Source organism: Streptococcus oralis, from assembly GCF_018448765.2.
Taxonomy (GTDB): Bacteria; Bacillota; Bacilli; order Lactobacillales; family Streptococcaceae; genus Streptococcus; species Streptococcus oralis_BM.
The window spans coordinates 1,463,051-1,476,598 of record NZ_JAHCMC020000001.1 but is presented as its reverse complement, the minus strand read 5'-3'; the positions used below and the strand labels follow the sequence as shown (position 1 = coordinate 1,476,598).

Here is a 13,548-nt window from a genome sequence, read left to right as displayed (position 1 = left end):
GAATGATTGAATACAAAAATGTGGCGCTACGCTATACAGAAAAAGATGTTTTGAGAGATGTCAATTTACGGATTGAGAATGGGGAGTTCATGGTTTTAGTTGGGCCTTCTGGGTCCGGTAAGACGACCATGATTAAGATGATTAACCGTCTTTTGGAACCCACTGATGGAAATATTTATATGGATGGCAAGCGCATCAAAGACTATAATGAGCGTGAACTTCGTCTTTCTACTGGTTATGTTTTACAGGCCATTGCTCTGTTTCCCAATCTAACGGTTGCAGAAAATATTGCTCTCATTCCTGAGATGAAGGGCTGGACTAAGGAAAAAATTGCGAAGAAAACAGAAGAGCTTTTAGCTAAAGTTGGCTTGCCAGTAGCTGAGTATGGGCATCGACTTCCGAGTGCATTATCTGGTGGAGAACAGCAACGGGTCGGGATTGTCCGTGCCATGATTGGTCAGCCTAAGATCCTCCTCATGGATGAGCCCTTCTCAGCCTTGGATGCTATTTCTCGCAAGCAGTTGCAGGTTCTGACGAAAGAATTACATAAAGAGTTTGGGATGACAACCATTTTTGTAACCCATGATACGGATGAAGCTTTGAAGTTGGCGGACCGTATTGCTGTCTTGCAGGATGGAGAGATTCGTCAGGTGGCGAATCCCGAGACGATTTTAAAAGCTCCTGCCACAGAATTTGTAGCAGACTTGTTTGGAGGTAGTGTTCATGGCTAATTTGATATCAACTTTTCAGGATCGTTTTAGTGATTGGTTGACAGCTCTATCTCAACATTTGCAGTTGTCACTTTTGACCTTGTTGCTGGCCATCTTTATAGCGATTCCCTTGGCTGTTTATCTTCTCTATCATGAGAAGCTGGCGGATTGGGTCTTACAGATTGCAGGGATTTTCCAGACCATCCCGTCTCTGGCCTTGTTGGGGCTCTTTATCCCCTTGATGGGAATTGGGACCTTACCAGCTTTGACAGCTCTTGTGATTTATGCGATTTTTCCGATTTTACAAAATACCATTACTGGGTTGAAGGGAATTGATCCAAGTCTGCAGGAGGCTGGGATTGCCTTTGGGATGACCAGATGGGAACGTCTCAAGAAATTCGAAATTCCACTTGCCATGCCTGTTATGATGTCTGGGATTCGGACGGCAGCGGTCTTAATTATCGGTACGGCAACCTTGGCAGCCTTGATTGGTGCTGGGGGACTGGGTTCCTTTATCCTTTTGGGAATTGACCGTAATAATACCAGTCTGATTTTGATTGGGGCCCTTTCTTCAGCAGTACTGGCTATTGCCCTTAACTTCCTACTAAAAGTGATGGAAAAGGCAAAATTGCGGACGATTTTTTCTGGTTTTGCCTTGGTGACAATATTGCTCGGTCTGTCTTATAGCCCAACCCTCTTAGCTCAAAAAGAGAAGGAAAACTTGGTTATTGCTGGGAAATTGGGTCCAGAACCAGAAATTTTGGCCAATATGTATAAGTTGCTGATTGAAGAAAATACCAGCATGACTGCGACTGTTAAACCGAATTTTGGGAAAACAAGCTTTCTTTATGAAGCTCTGAAAAAAGGCGATATTGACATTTATCCTGAATTTACTGGTACGGTGACTGAAAGTTTGCTGCAACCATCACCGAAAGTGAGTCATGAGCCAGAGCAGGTTTATCAGGTGGCGCGTGATGGTATTGCCAAACAGGATCATCTAGCCTATCTCAAACCCATGTCTTATCAAAATACCTATGCTGTAGCTGTTCCGAAAAAGATTGCTCAAGAATATGGCTTGAAGACCATTTCGGACTTGAAAAAAGTGGAAGGGCAGTTGAAGGCAGGCTTTACACTTGAGTTTAATGACCGTGAAGATGGAAATAAAGGCTTGCAGTCAATGTATGGTCTCAATCTCAATGTGGCGACCATGGAGCCAGCCCTTCGCTATCAGGCAATTCAGTCAGGTGATATTCAAATCACGGACGCCTATTCGACCGATGCAGAGTTGGCGCGTTATGATTTGCAGGTCTTGGAGGATGACAAACAACTCTTCCCACCTTATCAAGGGGCTCCACTAATGAAAGAAGTTCTTCTCAAGAAACATCCTGAGTTGGAGACGGTTCTCAATAAATTGGCTGGTAAAATTACTGAAAGCCAGATGAGCCAGCTCAACTACCAAGTCGGTGTTGAAGGCAAGTCAGCAGAACAAGTAGCCAAGGAGTTTCTACAAGAACAAGGAATGTTGAAGAAATAGATTGAAAATGTCAAACTCAACTTCTTTAAATGACCATACAGAAGAATGCTCAGACAATCTTGTCTGGGCTTTTTGGGTGTCAGAATTAATGATTTTCATTTTTAAATGGAAAATAAGAGGAAATTTTTAGGATTTTCTAAAATTTTACTGTAAATACACTTGACTATTCACAAAATAGGTGTATAATGTGTTGTGAACTACTTAACAAATAAGGATTTCCAGCTCATGTCGACTAAGGATGGAAATCTTGTGTATAGACAGTTCAGTAGATATATAATAGAGCGTTGCGTCCGAAAGTCTATCCAGACACGGCTCTTAAAAAACAAAAGGAGAAGATTATGAAAACAGAACCGATTCATCGTACCAGTATGTGGAAATTTAAGTTAAGTGCTGCCACCATGACTTTGATTCCCGCTGCCGTGGGGATTAACTATGTTGCCAAAGCCTTGGCGGAGGGGTTAAAGTTGCCCGTTTGGCTGGGGTCTTTGGGAACCTTTCTTACCAGCATGTTGGCTGGGCCGGTTGCCGGTGCCATTAGTGGTTTCATCAACAACGTGATCTATGGGCTGACCTTATCGCCAATTTCAACCGTGTATGCGATTACCAGCATCGGAATTGGGATTGCTGTCGGAGTTTTGCACGCCAATGGGTGGTTCTCGTCAGCGCGACGAGTATTTGTTTCTGCTATTATTATTGCCATCGTTTCAGCTGTCATTTCAACGCCATTCAACGTCATCTTTTGGGGTGGTCAGACCGGTATCGCTTGGGGTGACTCATTGTTTGCGGTAATGGTCGCCAATCATGCACCAGTGTGGCTGGCCTCATTTACCGATGAGTTTGTCTTGGATATTTTGGATAAAGTCTGCGTGGCCTACCTGGCATTCTTCATCTATCGTCAGCTGCCGAAGCGGATGGTGCACTTCTTTAGCGATGATAAATGATGACTGATAAAACATTGATTTCTGGAGCGCCACGGGTCAAGCTCAAGTGGTACCAGGTGATCGATCCGATTACTAAGCTCTTGTTCATCTTGGACATGACGTTGTTGAGCTTTGCCAGTATGAATTTATTGCTTCAGGCCGGATTAATTCTTGTCGCAACACTGCTATTGTTATTTTCCAAATTGAGTTCTACCACCTTTAAGGCACTGGGATTCAGCCTGTTTCTGATTTGCACCATGCTGATCATCCAAGGGTTATTTTACAGTCGGAATCAAACTGTGCTGTTTTCTGTGCTTGGGGTGTCGTTCTACAAAGAAGGCCTGATTTACGCCACCACTCTGGGTTGTCGAGTATTGGTGATTATTTTGACCAGTGGCTTTTTTATGGTGACCACGAGTATTTCAGAAAACGCGGCCTATTTGGAACTGTCCGGATTGTCTTATAAAACCGTCTACGTTCTGATGTCGGTGTGTTATATTTTGCCGGAAATGATGCGCAATATGCGGAAAATCCAGCAGGCACAAAAAGTTCGCGGAACCAATCCGCAAAAAACGTTGATTCAGAAATTAAAGTCAGTCCTGCCGGTTCTAATTCCATTGGTGATTAAGACCTTGGATCAATCGATGACGCGGTCGATTTCTCTCCAACTGAGAGGTTTTGATAATCTCAACCGGACTGTCAGAACCTCCCAGCGCGTGTATCGCCTGTCGCGGACGCTGCACATTGGTCTGACTGGATTGGCAATTTTATTGATTGGGTGGAAGATATGGACGAAGATAAACGGATTGTAATTGAAAATTTGACCACCCGTTATCCGGGTACTGAGCAACCACAACTGCGTCAGATTAACGCGGAGGTTCATACCGGCCAGGTGGTTGGGATTATCGGGAATAGCCACTCCGGCAAATCGACTTTGTGCCGTGTTCTGGCAGGGGTCATTCCCAAAATTGTGTCTGCTGAGATTGAGGGCGATTGGCACATGTTTGGCCAGCGAGTGTCTGACAATTGGCCCGTTTATAATGCCATGAATGGAGTTGTACTGCAAAATCCAGCTGGCCAACTAAGCGGGTTGGCAGACACGGTTGCCGATGAAATCGCCTTTGACTTGATTAATCAGGGAATGGCTGAAGGACTGATTCAAAAACGGGTTGAAGAAGTTGCCACGCAAATGGGGCTGATTGAACAGCTGAATTTGCGTCCCGAGAGCCTTTCCGGTGGTCAGATCCAGCGGTTGGCAATTGCCACGGCGATTGTGGCTAATCCGGCTGTTTTGATTATGGATGATCCGACCAGTGAGATGGATCCCCTTGGCCGCCGGCAATTTTTCCAATGGCTGGCCCAAGTCAAAGAGACGACTGTCTTCATTGTCACCAGTGAAATTGACGATTTGTGCGAAGTCGCCGACGTTGTGTGGGTGCTGCACGAGGGTCAAATGGTAGCCCAGGGCAGGCCGGGTGAGGTGTTTAATCATTTGGCAGCTGACTGGCAGATTCCAGCCCCGACAATCCAGCAACTTGCTCAAAAAATGGATTGGCACTTGGCTGATGGCCGGTATCCAGTGAATTACGCTGATCTGAAGGAGGTTCGTTATGTCCACAATTGAACTGAGCCACCTGACGTTCACTTATCCGGAACGGTCCTTTAGCTTGGATGTTGAAGACAAACACTTCGCCGATCCGATGGTGGCGATTGTCGGCCAAAATGGTGCCGGCAAATCAACGCTCTTCAAATTGTTGACGGGTTTGCTGACACCACAAACCGGTGTGATTAAGATCGATGGAGAAAATTTTAATGATCTTAAACCAGTCGAAAAGTTACTGAAGGTTGGGATTACTTTTCAGAATCCTGACGATCAGCTTTTCAACCCGACCGTTCAACGAGAGGTGGAGTGGAATGTCGCGCAGGTCATGGATGACCACGACACGATTACGAGGCGGGCTTTAGCGGCTCTAAAAAGAGTTGGCTTGGATGATAAAACAGCTGAAAGTCCATATGACCTGTCATTGTCGGAACGCAAGCTGTTGAGCGTTGCCACAGTTTTGGCAGTGGATCCGGCGATTTATTTATTTGATGAGCCGATGATGTCGCTTGATTGGGAAAGCCGGCGCAAGTTGACCGCAATTTTCCATCAGTTGGCTGATTCGGGCCACCAAGTTGTGACCATCACCCATGACATGGATTGGGTCGCCGCCGAGTTTGAGTCGGTGTATGTTATGGAACACGGGAAGTTTGGCTTCGCCGGCAGTCCACGGGAATTGTTCAGCAATCACGAACTTGTCCAGCGAGTGGGATTACTACCACCGCGGATTATGGACATAGCGGAGTCGCTGGGTGATTCACAGACATATTTATCGGTTAATGATTATTGCCAGAAAAATCGAGATGTATAGAAAAAGTCACCTCTGCGGGTTTTCCAGGTTGAAGGATTAACTTCAGCTTCTGGCAAAAACTCACATGGGTGACTTTTGTGTTTAATAACGTTTCATGATCATCGGGTGCTTCCTCAGATCACTCGGTTTGATTTTACTTTGTTTCATGGTCATAATCATATACCATTTCTTTTGGATTTTTTGTTTGACTAATACAAAATAGGTCTTCATAGGTCTTCGCATTTTTAGCGCCCATTAGGATCATCAGTATAATTTTCTGAATTAGGAGACTGTCCCATCACTATTCGAACTTCGTCTCCCAACTTACGCTGTTCCCATTCATCCGTGAACCCTTTAAATCGCAATTCTGGAACTTTCTTTTTAACTGAATCATCTATTTTCGCCATAGTCCCCACCATTTTATTGGTTTTTCTTGTTCTTCTATCCTTTTTTGATCTTTGATTTGTTCCTGTAAATTTTCCAACTTCTCTTTAAGAGCGTTCACTTCATCTTTATATTGATTGTCTAAGTGTTTGAATTCTGTTTCCTGTGAGGGCATTTTGAGGGCTTTTAAGTTATCATTTCCGCCTTGTATGCTTCTAGCAACTTTTTATCTTGCAAGGCTAATCGTTGTTACTGGTCTAACAAATTAGTTAATTTTTCTATTTGTTGGTCTTTGCTACTTATTTGTTGGTCTTTGGTATTTGATTTGCTACTACTTTCTACTTTACCTAAAATTATTTTTTCTGCTTTAGAATTTATTAGATTAGACCCATTGGAACTTTTAAGCTGTAATTCTTTTGGTAACCTTTGGTAGTGATATTGAATATTTTGTTTTGTAACACTCAACTCATCCGCCAGCTCTTTGATCGTTTTTAAGTCTTCACTCATGGTTTAAGTCCTGCCTTTTAACCGTTGGTAGATATTGTTCAATGGCTTTTTTGAGGTAGCGTGCGATATTATGTTTAGAATATTCTTCACGTCTGCTGGCAACATAAGACAAGTGGTCTTTAACACTATTTAGCCCTCTTAATTCTTTCAGTTCGTCATAGAGGGGGTAAACATGGACTTGCAATCCTGCCATGATTTTTGTATCTTGCATTTCAAACGGACTTAGCAACATATTTTCTAGCAATAGCGTGGTGTACTTGCTTTTCATTGCTTCAATAGCTAGCTTATCTTCGGTTTCTGCTTTGCGTGCTTTATCTTCTTGATAGGCGGTATCTTCTAACTTATAGCTGTTATCGTCTGCTCGACGTTTCTTTCGTAACCAGATATCCAATGTTAAACCGTCCGCATCAATCGCTCGATAGAGATAATGCCAACGCCCCTTAATTTTGATATAGGTTTCATCCATTTTCCACGAATAGAAGGACTGTTTATTTTTCTTTTTCCAGAGATGATAGAGGATTTTACTGTATTCTTGAACCCACCGATAAATCGTAGTGTGACAAACATTTATTCCACGGTCATAAAGCAATTCCTGAACTTCACGATAGCTCAGATTGTAACATAGGTAATAACCAACAGCGACAATGATGACGTCTTGTTGGAATTGTTTGCCTTTAAAATGATTCATCTCTCAAGCCTTACTAACCTTTTTTCTGCTCTTTGAGAAGCTGAAGGTCGTGCTAGTAACTACCTATTTGGTTTGATTAATTCCATTATTTATCTGGTGCTTGCCCTTCAAAAAGGCTTCTATGGTGAGGTTTTAACAACTCTCTATTTTACAATTATGCAGCCAATTGGACTTCTAGTGTGGATCTACCAAGCACAGTTCAAGAAAGAAAAGTAGGAGTTTGTCGCGCGTAAACTGGACGGCAAGGGTTGGACCAAGTATCTTTCCGTTAGTGTTCTTTGGTGGTTGGCCTTTGGATTCATTTATCAGTCTATCGGAGCCAATCGTCCTTATCGCGATTCCATCACCGATGCGACCAATGGGGTTGGGCAAATCCTCATGACAGCTGTTTACCGTGAACAATGGATATTCTGGGCTTCTACCAATGTCTTTTCAATCTATCTCTGGTGGGGAGAAAGCCTGAAAATCCAAGGGAAATACCTAATTTATCTCATCAATAGTCTAGTTGGGTGGTATCAGTGGAGCAAGGCAGCAAAAAGCGCTTAAAAAAGTAAAAAAAGGATCAGATGATCCTTTTTTTGTGTTAGAGCAAAATGAATAATACCGTAATGATAATAGCGGTCGTTATACGAACGATGTGGTGCGAGATATGTTGTTTTTCTTTCTGTTGGCCGTTCCAGTAGGCACCATAGCAGACGATACTCGAGCCCACAATCCATAGAAGAATGGTTGCAAGTGGGACGAAGTAAAAGATAGCTAGAGCCAAAGAGGTGAGACAACTGCCGACCAAGATACACTTGTTTCCCAAACTGTAGTTCTTTTGTTTCATGGCTGAAAAGGCAGCAGCAAGGTGAAGCAATGAGAAGGCGAGAGCTAGTACAATTGTTAGTATTCCTAGAATCATCGAAGTTAACATAGTTGGTTCCTTTCTGAGTTTCAGGCTTAGTTATCAAGTGGAGTTGTAGAGGTCATCTCCATTACATCAAGGTAAAATCTCACCACTTGCTCTTCGGTATAAGATTTTCCTTTTTTTAGCCACCAAGTTAGGGTCTCGATAAAGTTCGTCACAACAAAATGCTGGAGGTAGGAGGCCGGAATGTTTGGATAGGCCTCTTGCAAGTCATCCGCCACCATGGGATAAACGTGGTGTTCGAGTTCCTTGTGTAGTTGGCGGAGGAAGTAGTCGTTTTTAGAAAAAAGGAGACTGGTGACATGGTCCTGGTTTTTCTGAAAATGTAAAAAGATATGTGCGAGGTAATCCTTGGTCGTAAAGTGTCCTTCCCTTTCAAAGAGATGATGAAAGAGGTAGCGACAGAGCTCATCTAAAAGGAGTTCCTTACTTTCATAGTGACAGTAAAAAGTAGAACGTCCAACATCTGCTAGGTCAATGATATCCTGGACAGTAGTGGCATCATAGCCCTTGTCGTTCAAAAGTTGTAAAAAAGCTTGATAGATAGCTTTTTTCGTCTTACTAACCCGACGGTCTCTTTTTGGCATATAGACACTTGAGACAAACTGTTCAGAACTGAACATAGTTTACAGTTTGCTTCTATCCTTTCTTTGGATTTTATTAGATAATACAAATGAAAGAAGTATGTATATACCCATTATACCAAAGGAGGGAGAGAAATGAGTTCTAAAACATCAATCTGGTTATCTTTTTTCTTAAATTTAAGCTATGCTATTGTTGAGTTTATCGCAGGAGGAATCTTTGGTTCGAGTGCTGTTCTTGCTGATTCTGTTCATGACTTAGGAGATGCTATAGCCATTGGCATATCAGCCCTTTTAGAAACAATCTCAAACCGAGAAGAAGATGGGCAGTACACCTTGGGTTACAAGCGTTTCAGCCTTTTAGGGGCTATGCTAACGGCTGTGATTCTTATGATAGGGTCTGTCCTAGTGATTTTGGAAAATGTCACAAAGATCGTTCACCCACAACCCGTTAATGAGGAAGGGATCCTCTGGCTGGGAATCATTGCAGTGACCATTAATGTGCTAGCTAGTCTAGTAGTCCGTAAAGGAAAGACAAAGAACGAGTCAATTCTTAGCTTGCATTTTTTGGAAGACACTCTTGGTTGGTTGGCTGTCATTCTAATGGCGATTATCCTTCGGTATACAGATTGGTATATCCTCGATCCGCTTTTGTCTCTAGTTATTTCTATCTTTATTCTATCGAAAGCCATTCCTCGCTTTTGGAGCACGCTGAAAATTTTCCTAGATGCTGTGCCAGAAGGGGTTGAGACAAGTGATTTGGAGAAAGATTTAGAGGCTCTACCCAATGTCAAAAGTGTCAATCAACTTAGCATTTGGTCCATGGACAGTCTGGAGAACAATGCTGTTGTCCACATTTGTATCTGGGATTGGGAACAGATGATGGAGACCAAAGAAGTGGTGCGTCAATTTTTAGAAGAAAGAGGCGTGCAGAATATCACTATTGAAGTGGATAGCAGTCAAAGCAATCATGCGCAACATAAGCGGAGGGTGAGAGAGTTAGAGCAGAAGCATGGGCATCATCATTAGAAAAACGACCTCGCTAGAGGTCGTTTTGTTATCCTATTCATTCCTTGTACTTTCTCTCAAAGTCAGTCTGGTTCCCAGCATGGTTAGGCTAGGAATTTTCCGACCATGGAGAACTTCCTTGTTAAGAATATCCATACCTGCTCGGCCCATTTCTTCGGTATAGACGGTAATGCTAGAAAGGGGAGGATAGACCTGCTTGGTCAGGCTGGTGTCGTTAAAAGAAATGAGGCTGACGCGGTCTGGCAGGCAGATTCCAGCTTCTTGGAGGGCACGGAGGGCACCGATAGCTAAACTATCGCTAGCTGCAAAAAATGCTGGTGGCAGTTGGTCTCCCAAACTCTGAATAGCCTCCTTCATCAAGTCATAGCCAGACTGGGCGGTAAAGCTTCCCTGAAAGACCAGTTCTTCATGGTAGATTCCTTTTGCTTGGGTAATGTCTTTGAAATTTTCTAGCCGCTTATCCTGGATAATTTCTTCCTGGTCGGTTGTTTTCTCAAGACCTGTGAGAATTCCGATACGGTTCATCCCTTGGCTGAGGAAATGGTCTACAACTTGTTTCACAGCAGTGTAGAAGTCAGTGATAATACAGGTGTGACCTAATGAGAGGGTATCGCTGTCTATAAAGACTAGGGGTTTTTGGTATTCTTCAAAGGCAGAAATCTGTGCTCGACTGAACTTTCCAATACAGAGAATACCGATTACTTCCTCGCTCAGTGTAAAAGGATGGTCGTTAAAATAGCGCAAGATATCGTAGTCCAACTCTTGGGCTCTTTTTTCAATACCGAGACGAATCTGGTAGTAGTAGAGGTCGTCCAGTTCCCCCTGCTCGCTGACCCATTGGATAATGGCAATCTTCTGCTTGGGTTTGTGGGAATCGCCTGTCTTTAGATGCTTGGTATAGCCTAGCTCTTCAGCGACAGTTAAAATACGGTGTCTGGTTTCTTCGGTGACAGATAGGCTCTGGTCGCGATTGAGGACGCGAGATACGGTTGCGATAGAGACAGAGGCTAGCTGTGCAATGTCTTTTAAGGTAGCCATAAATCCTCCTTCTTTTAGGTTAGTATATCATATTTTTCTTCTTTTTACCGATTGTTTAGTAAAAGTTTAGTAAAAAGGATTGACCTTGGCAACTCCCTTGGATACAATAGAAGAAAACGATTACACGTTAAGGTGACTTAACGGACAGTCAAAGGAGAATTCATATGACACAACATCTTACTGCTGAAGCCCTTCGCAAAGACTTTCTTGCCGTTTTTGGTCAAGAAGCAGACCAAACTTTCTTTTCACCAGGTCGTATCAATCTGATTGGTGAACACACAGACTACAACGGTGGGCACGTTTTTCCGGCGGCTATTTCCTTGGGAACTTATGGGGCGGCTCGTAAGCGTGACGACCAAGTCTTGCGTTTCTACTCAGCCAACTTTGAGGACAAGGGCATCATCGAAGTTCCTCTTGCTGACCTCAAGTTTGAAAAAGAGCACAGCTGGACCAACTATCCAAAAGGGGTTCTTCATTTCTTGCAAGAAGCTGGGCATGTCATTGACAACGGTTTTGATTTTTATGTCTTTGGGAATATCCCAAATGGTGCAGGCTTGTCTTCATCAGCATCTTTGGAACTTTTGACAGGGGTTGTGGCAGAGCATCTCTTTGATTTAAAACTAGACCGTTTGGATTTGGTTAAAATCGGAAAACAAACAGAGAACAACTTTATCGGAGTCAACTCTGGTATCATGGACCAGTTTGCTATCGGTATGGGCGCTGATCAACGTGCTATTTACCTAGATACCAATACTTTGGAGTACGACTTGGTGCCACTTGATTTGAAGGACAATGTCGTTGTCATCATGAATACTAACAAGCGCCGTGAATTGGCGGATTCTAAATATAATGAGCGCCGTGCTGAGTGTGAAAAAGCAGTGGAAGAATTGCAAGTCGCCTTGGATATTCAGACCTTGGGTGAATTGGACGAGTGGGCCTTTGACCAATACAGCTATCTGATCAAAGACGAAAATCGTTTGAAACGTGCTCGTCATGCTGTGCTTGAAAACCAACGTACTCTTAAAGCACAAGCAGCCCTTCAAGCAGGTGATTTGGAAACATTTGGTCGCTTGATGAATGCTTCTCACGTTTCTCTGGAACATGACTACGAAGTAACTGGCTTGGAATTGGATACCCTTGTTCACACAGCTTGGGCTCAAGAAGGTGTTCTTGGTGCTCGTATGACAGGGGCAGGTTTTGGTGGCTGTGCCATTGCCTTGGTGCAAAAAGATACTGTTGAGGACTTTAAAGAAGCTGTAGGCAAACACTACGAAGAAGTAGTTGGATACGCTCCAAGCTTCTACATCGCTGAAGTTGCAGGTGGCACTCGCGTCCTTGACTAGTCAAAAGGAGGCTCTATAGTGATCTTAGTAGATAAATTTGTAACCCACGTCATTTCTGAAAGTTCATTTGAGGAAATGGATCGCATCTACCTGACCAATCGTGTTTTGGCACGAGTGGGAGACGGTGTTTTGGAAGTTGAGACTGATCTGGATAAATTGATTGACCTCAAGGACCAGTTGGTTGAGGAAGCGGTTCGATTAGAGACGATTGAGGATAGTCAGGCTGCGCGTGAAATCCTCGGTGCTGAACTAATGGACTTGGTAACGCCTTGTCCAAGTCAGGTCAATCGTGACTTCTGGGCAACCTATGCCCAATCTCCCGAACAGGCAATTGCGGACTTCTACCAACTTAGCCAGAAAAATGACTACATCAAACTCAAGGCCATTGCTAAAAATATTGCTTATCGTGTTCCATCTGACTACGGAGAACTTGAGATTACCATCAACCTCTCTAAGCCTGAAAAGGATCCAAAGGAGATTGCGGCAGCCAAGTTGGCGCAAGCTAGCCATTATCCCCAGTGTCAGCTTTGTCTAGAGAACGAAGGCTATCATGGTCGAATTAACCATCCAGCTCGCAGCAATCACCGCATTATCCGTTTTGAAATGGCTGGTCAGGAGTGGGGCTTCCAGTATTCGCCCTATGCTTATTTTAATGAGCACTGTATTTTCTTAGATGGGAAGCATCGTCCCATGGCGATTAGTCGTCTCAGCTTTGAGCGTCTGCTGTCTATCGTTGAACAGTTTCCAGGCTATTTTGCGGGTTCAAATGCGGACCTTCCGATTGTGGGAGGCTCTATTCTAACCCATGACCACTATCAGGGAGGACGTCACGTATTTCCCATGGAATTGGCTTCCTTGCAAAAGACTTTTCGATTTGCTGGTTTTGAGCAGGTCGAGGCTGGGATTGTCAAGTGGCCCATGTCAGTGTTGCGTCTGACTTCGGATTCTAAAGAGGATTTGATCAACTTGGCTGATAAGATATTGCAGGAATGGCGTCAGTATTCAGATCCTGCAGTACAGATTTTGTCAGAGACAGACGGGACACCACACCATACCATTACCCCCATTGCCCGTAAACGCGATGGACAGTTTGAGTTGGACTTGGTCTTGCGAGACAATCAGACATCGCCAGAGCATCCTGATGGCATCTATCATCCCCACAAGGATGTCCAACATATCAAGAAGGAAAATATCGGCTTGATTGAGGTCATGGGCTTGGCTATCTTGCCACCTCGTTTGAAAGCAGAAGTGGAGCAAGTTGCAAGCTATCTTGTAGGAGATGATGAAGCAGTTGCAGACTATCATCAGGAATGGGCAGACCAGCTCAAAGCCCAACATCCAGACCTAGCGGATAAAGAAAAAGCCCTTGAAATCGTCAAGGACTCTGTGGGTGCTATCTTTACGCGTGTTTTGGAGGACGCAGGGGTTTACAATCAGACAGAACAAGGACAAGCAGCCTTTATGCGCTTTGTAGAACAGGTCGGAATTTTGCCAGACTAGGAGCTTTCTCCTTG

Annotated in this window: 14 protein-coding genes and 4 pseudogenes; 10 read left to right on the top strand and 8 right to left on the bottom strand. The window is 43.7% G+C overall.

Annotated elements, in window-relative coordinates; genetic code table 11:
* Positions 1–2: 2 nt before the first annotated feature.
* The 6 genes from KIH88_RS07335 to KIH88_RS07310 all read left to right on the top strand — a co-directional run bounded on the left by KIH88_RS07335 (position 3) and on the right by KIH88_RS07310 (position 5,575).
* Entirely contained in the window at positions 3–731 is a 729-nt protein-coding gene (locus tag KIH88_RS07335; protein WP_213988230.1) for an ATP-binding cassette domain-containing protein, read from the top strand.
* On the top strand, positions 724–2,244 hold the full coding sequence (locus KIH88_RS07330) for an ABC transporter permease/substrate-binding protein (protein WP_213988229.1): 1,521 nt from the start codon (positions 724–726) through the stop codon (positions 2,242–2,244). Before KIH88_RS07335 ends, KIH88_RS07330 begins: the two co-directional genes overlap by 8 nt.
* A 338-nt stretch (positions 2,245–2,582) precedes the next feature.
* A complete protein-coding gene (locus KIH88_RS07325) occupies positions 2,583–3,185 on the top strand; it encodes an ECF transporter S component (RefSeq protein ID WP_213988228.1) in 603 nt (200 codons plus the stop codon).
* Positions 3,185–3,976, top strand: coding sequence for an energy-coupling factor transporter transmembrane component T (locus KIH88_RS07320; protein ID WP_000130448.1), 792 nt, complete (start codon positions 3,185–3,187; stop codon positions 3,974–3,976). The genes KIH88_RS07325 and KIH88_RS07320 overlap by 1 nt, the downstream gene beginning before the upstream one ends.
* Positions 3,952–4,788: an ABC transporter ATP-binding protein gene (locus KIH88_RS07315; protein ID WP_000343048.1), complete on the top strand. Its 837-nt coding sequence runs from the start codon at positions 3,952–3,954 to the stop codon at positions 4,786–4,788. Before KIH88_RS07320 ends, KIH88_RS07315 begins: the two co-directional genes overlap by 25 nt.
* Positions 4,775–5,575 (top strand): energy-coupling factor ABC transporter ATP-binding protein, encoded by an 801-nt coding sequence (locus KIH88_RS07310; protein ID WP_000103848.1) that lies wholly within the window; start codon positions 4,775–4,777, stop codon positions 5,573–5,575. Before KIH88_RS07315 ends, KIH88_RS07310 begins: the two co-directional genes overlap by 14 nt.
* 224 nt (positions 5,576–5,799) lie before the next feature.
* Here KIH88_RS07310 and KIH88_RS07305 read toward each other — a convergent pair whose 3' ends face one another.
* From KIH88_RS07305 to KIH88_RS07285, 5 genes and pseudogenes are all read right to left on the bottom strand, one after another.
* The gene (locus KIH88_RS07305) at positions 5,800–5,961 is read right to left on the bottom strand and encodes a hypothetical protein (protein ID WP_001062367.1); all 162 of its coding nucleotides are present in this window, start codon (positions 5,959–5,961) and stop codon (positions 5,800–5,802) included.
* A pseudogene (locus KIH88_RS07300) lies at positions 5,949–6,175 on the bottom strand (DNA-binding protein). Before KIH88_RS07300 ends, KIH88_RS07305 begins: the two are co-directional and overlap by 13 nt.
* Before the next feature lie 12 nt (positions 6,176–6,187).
* On the bottom strand, positions 6,188–6,445 hold the full coding sequence (locus KIH88_RS07295; RefSeq protein WP_001287840.1) for a plasmid replication protein: 258 nt from the start codon (positions 6,443–6,445) through the stop codon (positions 6,188–6,190).
* Positions 6,438–6,758 (bottom strand): annotated as a pseudogene (locus KIH88_RS07290) (DNA replication protein); the annotation flags it as partial. The pseudogene KIH88_RS07290 and the gene KIH88_RS07295, both read right to left, overlap by 8 nt.
* Positions 6,759–6,782: 24 nt before the next feature.
* A pseudogene (locus tag KIH88_RS07285) lies at positions 6,783–7,133 on the bottom strand (IS6 family transposase); the annotation flags it as partial.
* Positions 7,134–7,172: 39 nt separating this feature from the next.
* Between KIH88_RS07285 and pnuC the strand changes: the two are divergent.
* Positions 7,173–7,679 (top strand): annotated as a pseudogene (gene pnuC, locus KIH88_RS07280) (nicotinamide riboside transporter PnuC); the annotation flags it as partial.
* A 37-nt stretch (positions 7,680–7,716) separates the two neighbouring features.
* Here the strand turns inward: pnuC and KIH88_RS07275 are convergent.
* Positions 7,717–8,049: a hypothetical protein gene (locus KIH88_RS07275; protein WP_042902620.1), complete on the bottom strand. Its 333-nt coding sequence runs from the start codon at positions 8,047–8,049 to the stop codon at positions 7,717–7,719.
* A gap of 26 nt (positions 8,050–8,075) precedes the next feature.
* Positions 8,076–8,630 (bottom strand): TetR/AcrR family transcriptional regulator, encoded by a 555-nt coding sequence (locus tag KIH88_RS07270; protein ID WP_042902742.1) that lies wholly within the window; start codon positions 8,628–8,630, stop codon positions 8,076–8,078.
* A 132-nt stretch (positions 8,631–8,762) separates the two neighbouring features.
* Here KIH88_RS07270 and KIH88_RS07265 point away from each other — a divergent pair, with 132 nt between their 5' ends.
* Positions 8,763–9,653, top strand: coding sequence for a cation diffusion facilitator family transporter (locus KIH88_RS07265; protein WP_213988227.1), 891 nt, complete (start codon positions 8,763–8,765; stop codon positions 9,651–9,653).
* Between the two features lie 33 nt (positions 9,654–9,686).
* Here the strand turns inward: KIH88_RS07265 and galR are convergent, their stop codons facing one another.
* Entirely contained in the window at positions 9,687–10,691 is a 1,005-nt protein-coding gene (galR, locus tag KIH88_RS07260; RefSeq protein WP_213988226.1) for a LacI family DNA-binding transcriptional regulator, read from the bottom strand.
* Positions 10,692–10,855: 164 nt separating this feature from the next.
* Here galR and KIH88_RS07255 point away from each other — a divergent pair, with 164 nt between their 5' ends.
* The gene (locus KIH88_RS07255) at positions 10,856–12,034 is read left to right on the top strand and encodes a galactokinase (RefSeq protein WP_213988225.1); all 1,179 of its coding nucleotides are present in this window, start codon (positions 10,856–10,858) and stop codon (positions 12,032–12,034) included.
* A gap of 18 nt (positions 12,035–12,052) precedes the next feature.
* A complete protein-coding gene (locus KIH88_RS07250) occupies positions 12,053–13,534 on the top strand; it encodes a UDP-glucose--hexose-1-phosphate uridylyltransferase (RefSeq protein ID WP_213988224.1) in 1,482 nt (493 codons plus the stop codon).
* Positions 13,535–13,548 lie beyond the last annotated feature (14 nt).

Bases quoted from the DNA above. Each gene is read 5' to 3' on its own strand.
- KIH88_RS07335 (WP_213988230.1), top strand. From the start codon at position 3: ATGATTGAATACAAAAATGTGGCGCTACGCTATACAGAAAAAGATGTT.
- KIH88_RS07330 (WP_213988229.1), top strand. From the start codon at position 724: ATGGCTAATTTGATATCAACTTTTCAGGATCGTTTTAGTGATTGGTTG.
- KIH88_RS07325 (WP_213988228.1), top strand. From the start codon at position 2,583: ATGAAAACAGAACCGATTCATCGTACCAGTATGTGGAAATTTAAGTTA.
- KIH88_RS07320 (WP_000130448.1), top strand. From the start codon at position 3,185: ATGACTGATAAAACATTGATTTCTGGAGCGCCACGGGTCAAGCTCAAG.
- KIH88_RS07315 (WP_000343048.1), top strand. From the start codon at position 3,952: ATGGACGAAGATAAACGGATTGTAATTGAAAATTTGACCACCCGTTAT.
- KIH88_RS07310 (WP_000103848.1), top strand. From the start codon at position 4,775: ATGTCCACAATTGAACTGAGCCACCTGACGTTCACTTATCCGGAACGG.
- KIH88_RS07305 (WP_001062367.1), bottom strand. From the start codon at position 5,961: ATGGCGAAAATAGATGATTCAGTTAAAAAGAAAGTTCCAGAATTGCGA.
- KIH88_RS07295 (WP_001287840.1), bottom strand. From the start codon at position 6,445: ATGAGTGAAGACTTAAAAACGATCAAAGAGCTGGCGGATGAGTTGAGT.
- KIH88_RS07275 (WP_042902620.1), bottom strand. From the start codon at position 8,049: ATGTTAACTTCGATGATTCTAGGAATACTAACAATTGTACTAGCTCTC.
- KIH88_RS07270 (WP_042902742.1), bottom strand. From the start codon at position 8,630: ATGCCAAAAAGAGACCGTCGGGTTAGTAAGACGAAAAAAGCTATCTAT.
- KIH88_RS07265 (WP_213988227.1), top strand. From the start codon at position 8,763: ATGAGTTCTAAAACATCAATCTGGTTATCTTTTTTCTTAAATTTAAGC.
- galR (WP_213988226.1), bottom strand. From the start codon at position 10,691: ATGGCTACCTTAAAAGACATTGCACAGCTAGCCTCTGTCTCTATCGCA.
- KIH88_RS07255 (WP_213988225.1), top strand. From the start codon at position 10,856: ATGACACAACATCTTACTGCTGAAGCCCTTCGCAAAGACTTTCTTGCC.